A 7,354-nucleotide genomic window follows, 5' to 3' on the forward strand; every position below is an offset into this window, starting at 1 on the left:
CAGCGGGCGAGCCGACCGGTGGCAAAAGGGTGGACGACTGGAACCCAGAGGGCGCCGTGGAGATAGGCGTCCTCGAATTACTGGGCGAAGGCGGCAAAGCCCTGTTCCGGCGCTCGGATCGGCATCATGTAGTCGAGGTCCATCGACTGGACATATTGCGGCCAGTCATCGAGACCCCAATGCGAAGGCAGTTCGACGAGGCGCCCGGCATCACATTCGAGCAGGTACGGGATGTCGTCCCCCATCAGCGAGGCGTCGTAGTCGAAGCCGCGCGACACCAGCAGGTCGGCGGAGCGATGGGAGAAATTGTAGAGCGGCGCACGCCAGCCGCGCGGCCGCTTACCGCTCGCCTTGACGATCACCTCGATGCCGCGGTCAAGCCAATAGGCTTCCTCGTCATCGGGCAGTTCGCGCGGATGCTCGTGCAGGAAGCCGTGGTGTGCCAGTTCGTGGCCACCCTCAAGAATGGCGTCGATCGCCTGCGGATACTGCTCGATACACCAGGCAGGCACGAAGAAGGTCTGCTTGATACCGAGTTGCCGATAGCTTTCGACAATCCGCGGGATCGCCACCTTCGGACCATATTGCAGCATCGAGATCGCCGAGACGCGGCTGTGGCCATCATTGGGATGGGCGATATGGATGAGGCTGTCGGCATCCATGTCGAAGGTGATGCAGGCGGCACATTTGGCGCCGTCCGGCCAGGGAATGGGATTGGCGATCATGGCATGATGCTCCCGCCGTTGCTGCCGATCCCCTGCCCGGTGAAGTACCGTCCTCCGGAACCCGCCAGGAACAGGGCGAGCTCGCCGATCTCCTCGGGCTTGCCGAAGCGAGCAAGCGGGATCGCCAGTTCCCTGGCGCGCCATTCGGCGCTCATATGGGCGGCACCCAGCATCTCGGTATCGATAGGCCCTGGACAGATGGCATTGACGAGGACGCGTGGCGCGAACTCCTTCGCCCAGGAGCGCACCAGGCCGAGCACGCCGTGCTTCGAAGCGACGTAAGGCGAAAAGGTCTCGCGACCGTAGTAGGCCATGTCCGAGGCGATCAGGATGAGGCGGGCAGGCTCCTCGACTGTCCCGTTCATCAGCCCGAGCGCCATCTTGCCGACGAGGAAGCTGCCGCGCAGGTTGATGGCGATCACGCGGTCAAAATCGGCGACCGGGGTTTCAAGCAAAGGCGCCTCATGGATCACGCCGGCGCAATGGACGACAATATCGAGCCCGCCGAAGGTCTCCCGCACCACCTCGCCGACGGCCGCGACTGCGCCTTCATCGGAGACATCGCAGGCGAGCGTGAGCACCTCAGCGGCCCCTGCCTTCGTTGCCGCATCCGCGGTCTCCAGCGGCTTGCGGATATCGGCAAGTGCGACGCGTGCGCCCGACGCGGCGAAGGCCAGGGCACAGGCGGCGCCAATGCCGCGATAGGCGCCGGTGATTAGAATGCGCTGCGTCATGCCATCACCTCGCCGCGATCGAGCATCAGCGCCTGCCCCGTCATGTCCTTCGCGCCGTCGGAGGCAAGGAAAAGATAGGGAGCGGCCAGATCTTCCGGCTCCAGCAAGCCAGGCAGAACCTGCGCACCGACGATTTCGGCCAGCAGATCCTCCTCACTGCGGCCAGTGCGCAGCGACATGTTCTTCACCGACAGCATCGCCGCCTCGGTGCGCACCCAGCCCGGGCAGACGGCATTGACGCGGATGCCACGGCCGGCGAGCTCCTTGGCCATCACCCGGGTAAAGCCGAGATTGGCGTGCTTGGATGCGATGTAGGCGGAAAACTCGGGTACAGCGACCCGGCTCCAGATCGACGCCGTGACGATGACACGACCGCCGTCGACCATATGCGGCAGCGCATGGCGGGTAACGTAAAAGGTGCCGTTGGTGTTGATGTCGGTGATGCGGCGGAAGGTCTCCTCGACCGCATCGTCCTCTTCGCTGAGCGGCGTGATACGCTCCAGCCCGGCATTGTTGACGAGAACGTCGATGCGTCCGAGCGGCGCGAGCGTCGCCTTCACCACAGCGCTGTCGGTGATGTCGCATTCGAGTGCCGCGACCTTGCGGCCGACACGTGCCGAAATCTCGCGCGCCGCCTCATGGATGCCGGCACCCGAAGAAAGGATCGTCACGTCGGCGCCGGCCGCGGCAAAAGCTTCCGCGACGGCCCGGCCGATGCCCCTGCTTGCGCCGGTGACCAGCACATGTTCGCCAGCAAAATCGTAAGCGATGCGCCCCATGGTCTCAGCCCCTCTTCGCGTGCATGACGCGGCCGATGAGGTTCATCAGCACCTGTGCTGCAAGGATCGAGGTGGAGCCGGAATGGTCGTAGTCCGGGGCAACCTCGACGAGGTCGATACCAACGATCGTGCCGCGCTTGGCGAGTGCAGCCAGGATCTCCAGCACCTCGTAATAGATGAAGCCGCCATGCGAGGGTGTGCCGGTACCAGGCGCGATCGAGGGATCGAAACCATCGATGTCGATGGTGACATAGTAGCGTGCACCGGCCGGCACGCGGGCGGCCACAGATTCCATGCCCAAGGTGCGGATCTGGCGCACCGAGAGAATGTCCGACCCCATGGCGCGGGCATCCTCATACCCTTCCTTCGCCGTGGAAGAGACGTTGCGGATGCCGAGTTGCGACAGGCCGCTGACATAGGGCTTTTCCGCGGCGCGGCGCATCGGGTTGCCGTGTCCGTAGCGCACCCCATGGCGTTCGTCGACGAAATCGAGATGCGCGTCGATCTGGACGATGTGGATCGGGCCGTTCCTGGCGCAGTCGTCTTCAAAAGCGTTGACGCACGGAATATTGACGGAATGGTCGCCGCCGAGAACCACCGGAAGCGCACCGGCGGCAAGGATCTTGCGTACGCCGAATTCGATGTTGGCGTGGCTCTTCATCGTGTCGGTATGGACGATGTCGGCGTCACCGATATCGACGATCGAGACCTTGTCGCTCGGCAGATAGGTGACGTCGTCCTCGTGGTCGTAAGCACCACCGTGACCGAAGGAAAACAGGGTGGAAGCCTCACGGATGGCACGTGGGCCGAAGCGGGTCCCGGCGCGCCACTGCGTGCCGCAGTCGAAGGGCGCACCGAGGATGGCGACGTCGGCGTCGATCTGATCCCAATCGGGCTGATAGGGATATTTGCCGAAGGTGCAGATGCCGACAAACGGCAGGTTCAGGCGCCCGGTTTCGTAGGAATTGCTAGCCATGTGTCTCCTCCACAGGCGAAGGAGTGTGCGGAAGGCCGATACCTTTAAAAATATCTATGATTGGATGTTTAGTTGTGACTTAATCAATGCATGATCAACAAGGTTCGCCACCGCGTTCTCAATCTGTCTCTCGGCGACGCCGAGCTCCGGCTGTTGCGCGTCTTTGCCTCCGTCGTTCAGTATGGCGGCTTCTCCTCTGCCCAGACCGCACTCGGCATGACGCAGGCAACGATATCCACGCATATGCGCCATCTCGAGGATCGCCTGGGCTTGCGGCTTTGCAGTCGCGGGCGAAGCGGCTTCCTGCTGACGGATGAAGGGCGCCTCGTCTATGAAGCGACGCTGGAACTCTTCGGTTCGCTGGAGAAGTTCCAAAGCCGCGTCGGCGAAGCTCAGGGCGAGCTGACCGGAAGCCTTACCTTCGGCACCGTGGATGCAATGATCACCAACAGGGATCTCGATCTTCAGGGTGCGCTAGCGGCCTTTCACCGTCAGGCACCGCGCGTCCATCTGGAAATCGACGTCGCGGCGCCGCAGGTTCTGCATCAGGGCCTGCTGAATGGCGCGTACCAGATCGTGCTCATGCCTTCTATCGGCAGTGCCACACCGCATTTCCGCACCCAGTCGGTATTTTCCGAGGTTCAGAAGCTGTATTGCGCCGAGGGCCATCCGCTTTTCGGCCTGGAGGATACGGCAATCACCGCGGAGCTTCTGGAGGCACAGTCCTTCGCCGGCCGCACCTATATGCTAAACGAGACGATCTGTGGCGTGAACTTCCGCTGGGCAGCGGCAACACCGCATATGGAAGGAACGCTGCTGCTGCTGCTCTCCGGCGCCTATATCGGCTTCCTGCCTGATCACTATGCCGAGGAATGGGTGCGTAGCGGCCGCCTTCGGCTGCTCGCCCCGGAACGTATGACCTTCGAGGACATGTTCCACATCGCTCACCCGCGCAACAAACCATCGCGTGCAGCCGAAACGCTTGCGCGCACCATCGTTGAGAGTGCGCGCAACCCCCGTTGAGCTCCATCGGCAGCGGCGTGTAAGCGACACCGCGACTAGGCTCTCACGCGGAAAGCCTTGGTATCATAGGCAGCCGCGAGATGTGCGGTAACCGCAAAACGCTCGCCGGCGAGTTCGACCTCGAAGCGGCCGGACTCGACGAAGGATTTGTCCACGCCCGCACTATGTTCGATGAGTGCCAGCGCGACGGAACGGCCGAGCGAATGGCCATAGGCGGCCGAGCGCACCTCGCCAACCGGCCTGCCGTCACGAAGGATCAACTCGCCGCCCCAGAGCACCGGCAGGGGATCGTCCACCGTAAACTGTACGATGCGCCGGGCGGGCGCCCCCTTGGCCTTTACCGCAAGATAAGCGTCCCGACCGATGAAGCCGCCCACCTTGTCAGCCGCCACCGCAAAGGCAAGGCCCGCCTCGCATGGATTGATGTCCGGGGTCAGCTCTCGGCTCCAGGCCCGGTAGCCTTTTTCCAGCCTGAGCGCCTCCAGAGCGTAATAGCCGCAATCGGTAAGACCGAATTTGCCGCCGATCTCGTGCAATGCCTCGTAGACACCGACGGTGAACTCCGTCGGCACGATCAGTTCCCAGCCGAGTTCGCCGACATAGGTCATGCGGTTTGCGTAGGCGGTAGCGTAGCCGATATCGATTTCGCGGATCGTCGCGAAGGGAAAGCCCTCGTTCGAGATATCGGCCGAGGTGAGCTTCGAGAGAATGTCGCGCGACTTCGGCCCCATCAGCGCCAGTACGGCATAGGCGGAGGTAACGTCGGTAAGCGTCACATGAGCATCGGGCGGGATATTCTTTTGGATCCAGTCGGCGTCATGCACTGCCTGTGCCGATCCGGTGATGAGGAGGAAGCGGTCGACCGCAAGTCGCATGACGGTCAAGTCGCTCTCATAGCCGCCCCGTTCGTTCAAGAGGCCGGTATAGACGGAACGGCCGATGTTGACGTCGATGTCCGCAGCGCAGATGCGATTGAGCGCTGCCGCCGCATCCCGCCCCTGGACGAGAAGTTTGGCGAAGGACGTCTGGTCGAAGATGCCGACGGCTTCGCGCGTCGCCTTCATCTCGCGTTTCACCGCCTCGTGCCAATTCTGCCGCCCGAAGGCGTATTCTGCCACCGGTCGCTCGCCTCCAACGGCAAACCAGTTGGCGCGCTCCCACCCCATCTTCGAGCCGAAGCACGCGCCCCTGGCGGCAAGCCGATCATAGAGGGGGGAGCGCCGGAAGGGGCGCGCCGTCTCCAGCTCCCGGTTCGGCCAGGGCATCGCATAGTGCAGACCGAGCGTTTCCTTGACGCGGTCGTGCAACCAGCGCGGATTGTTGTTGAAGCCGGCGAAACGGCGGATATCGACCGGCCACAGATCCATGGTCGGCGAGCGATTGACGATCCACTCGGCCAGCGCCCGACCTGCGCCGCCAGCGCTGGCAATGCCCATGGAGTTGAAGCCAGCGCCGACAAAGAAGTTCTTCAGTTCCGGCGCCTCGCCGAGAATGAAATTGTTGTCCGGAGTAAAACTCTCCGGACCATTGTAGAACTTCTTCACCTCGGAAGTTGCAAGCTGCGGCACGCGCTGCAGCGCATTGTGCATCAGGATTTCGAACTGGTCCCAATCGTCCGGCAGAAGCGCGAACTCGAAATCATCGGGAATGCCGACCATGCCCCAGGGCTTGGCTTCCGGCTCGAAGCCGCCCATGACGAGACCGCCGACCTCCTCCTTGAAATAGATATAGCCGTCGGGATCGCGCATGACAGGCAGATCCGGATGCACGCCCTCGATGCGTCCAGTGACGATGTACATGTGCTCGGCCGAGTGCAGCGGCACGGTGACGCCGCACATCTGGCCGACCTTGCGCGCCCACTGCCCGGCACAGTTGACGACGATCTCCGCGGCAATGGCGCCCCGATCGGTTTCGACACCGGTGACAACGCCGTTCTTCGTCGAAATGCCGGTGACCCGGACGCGCTCGATCACCCGCGCGCCGCGATTGCGTGCGCCTTTGGCGAGCGACTGGGTAAGATCGGTCGGATTGGCCTTGCCGTCGCCCGGCAGCCAGACGGCGCCGACGAGATCGTCGATCGCCATGACCGGCCAGAGGTCCTGCGCCTCCCTAGGCGAGATCACCTCGATCGCGACCCCTTGGGCACGGGCGGAGGCCGCCGTGCGCTTCAACACGGTCATGCGGTCTTGCGTGCGGGCAACCGAGAGCGAGCCACAATTCTTCCAACCAGTGGCAAGTCCGGTTTCGGACTCCAACTCGCTATAGAGCTTGGTCGAGTATTTGATCAGACCCGTCATGTTGGCGTGGCTGCGCAACTGACCGACGAGACCGGCCGCATGCCAGGTCGTGCCGCCGCTCAGCTGCCCCTGTTCCAGCAAAACGACGTCGTTCCAGCCAAGCTTGGTCAAGTGATAGGCGACCGAGCAGCCGATGATACCGCCACCGACGATGACGACCTGTGCCTGTGTTGGAAATTCCTGCGCCATGAAACGACCTCCCGAACCCATGGAAGGCCGCACGGTAACAAAACGCGGACAAAGAACAAGACATAAAGTTACAAAATATTACATTTCATTGCTCTGCAACGACCAGGGCCGGACCTTTGCGCTCGAGTGCCTCGCGGATCGCCTCCGGCGGATGCCGGTCGACAATCACTCCGGCCGCCGCTTCGAACCGCGGAATGCGCAGCGGCGTCAGCCGTCCGAACTTGGAACTGTCGAGGACGAAATAGGCCTTGGCCGCCGTTGCCACCATGCGCGAGCGCTGCTCGGCGCCGCTGCGGGTAAAGTCGGTCACCTCGCCGTCCGGCGACAGGCCGCCGCCGCCCAGGAATGCGACGTCGACGCGGAAATGGCTGATGGCCTCGAGCGCATCGATGCCGATGGCCGCCTCTTCATCCGGATTGATTTCACCGCCGAGCATATGCACCCGCACCTGGGGCTGCCGGCACATCAACAGTGCGATCGATAGCGAAGTCGTGCAAATCGTTAGATTTTTTCGCCCGGACAGGGCATGGGCCACAGCGAGCGTCGTCGTGCCGGAATCAAGGAAGATCACCATACCGTCGCGCACGAGAGCCGCTGCCGCACGGCCGATCAGCGCTTTTGGCCCGGCATT

7 protein-coding genes are annotated in these 7,354 nt (G+C 62.9%); 1 reads left to right on the forward strand and 6 read right to left on the reverse strand.

From position 1 onward, the window contains the following. Positions 1–77: 77 nt before the first annotated feature. The 4 genes from I8N66_RS22385 to speB are packed head-to-tail and all read right to left on the reverse strand — an operon-like array spanning position 78 to position 3,214. Entirely contained in the window at positions 78–725 is a 648-nt protein-coding gene (locus I8N66_RS22385) for a polysaccharide deacetylase family protein (protein ID WP_291157832.1), read from the reverse strand. Continuing rightward, positions 722–1,459 (reverse strand): SDR family oxidoreductase, encoded by a 738-nt coding sequence (locus I8N66_RS22390; protein ID WP_291157836.1) that lies wholly within the window; start codon positions 1,457–1,459, stop codon positions 722–724. Before I8N66_RS22390 ends, I8N66_RS22385 begins: the two co-directional genes overlap by 4 nt. Continuing rightward, the gene (locus tag I8N66_RS22395) at positions 1,456–2,238 is read right to left on the reverse strand and encodes an SDR family oxidoreductase (protein WP_291157839.1); all 783 of its coding nucleotides are present in this window, start codon (positions 2,236–2,238) and stop codon (positions 1,456–1,458) included. The genes I8N66_RS22390 and I8N66_RS22395 overlap by 4 nt, the downstream gene beginning before the upstream one ends. Before the next feature lie 4 nt (positions 2,239–2,242). Next, entirely contained in the window at positions 2,243–3,214 is a 972-nt protein-coding gene (gene speB / locus I8N66_RS22400) for an agmatinase (RefSeq protein WP_291157843.1), read from the reverse strand. A gap of 90 nt (positions 3,215–3,304) precedes the next feature. Between speB and I8N66_RS22405 the strand changes: the two genes are divergently transcribed. Then, the gene (locus I8N66_RS22405) at positions 3,305–4,237 is read left to right on the forward strand and encodes a LysR family transcriptional regulator (protein ID WP_113539682.1); all 933 of its coding nucleotides are present in this window, start codon (positions 3,305–3,307) and stop codon (positions 4,235–4,237) included. Between the two features lie 35 nt (positions 4,238–4,272). On the opposite strand, the gene I8N66_RS22410 is transcribed toward I8N66_RS22405, so the two are convergent. Both I8N66_RS22410 and I8N66_RS22415 read right to left on the reverse strand, forming a co-directional pair. Beyond that, positions 4,273–6,723 (reverse strand): FAD-dependent oxidoreductase, encoded by a 2,451-nt coding sequence (locus I8N66_RS22410; RefSeq protein WP_291157847.1) that lies wholly within the window; start codon positions 6,721–6,723, stop codon positions 4,273–4,275. Between the two features lie 85 nt (positions 6,724–6,808). After that, positions 6,809–7,354, reverse strand: a 546-nt coding sequence (locus I8N66_RS22415) for a DeoR/GlpR family DNA-binding transcription regulator (RefSeq protein ID WP_291157851.1), incomplete at its 5' end; no start/stop codon positions are given.

The organism is Ensifer sp. SSB1 (assembly GCF_016652895.1).
In the GTDB taxonomy this organism is placed as follows: domain Bacteria; phylum Pseudomonadota; class Alphaproteobacteria; order Rhizobiales; family Rhizobiaceae; genus Ensifer.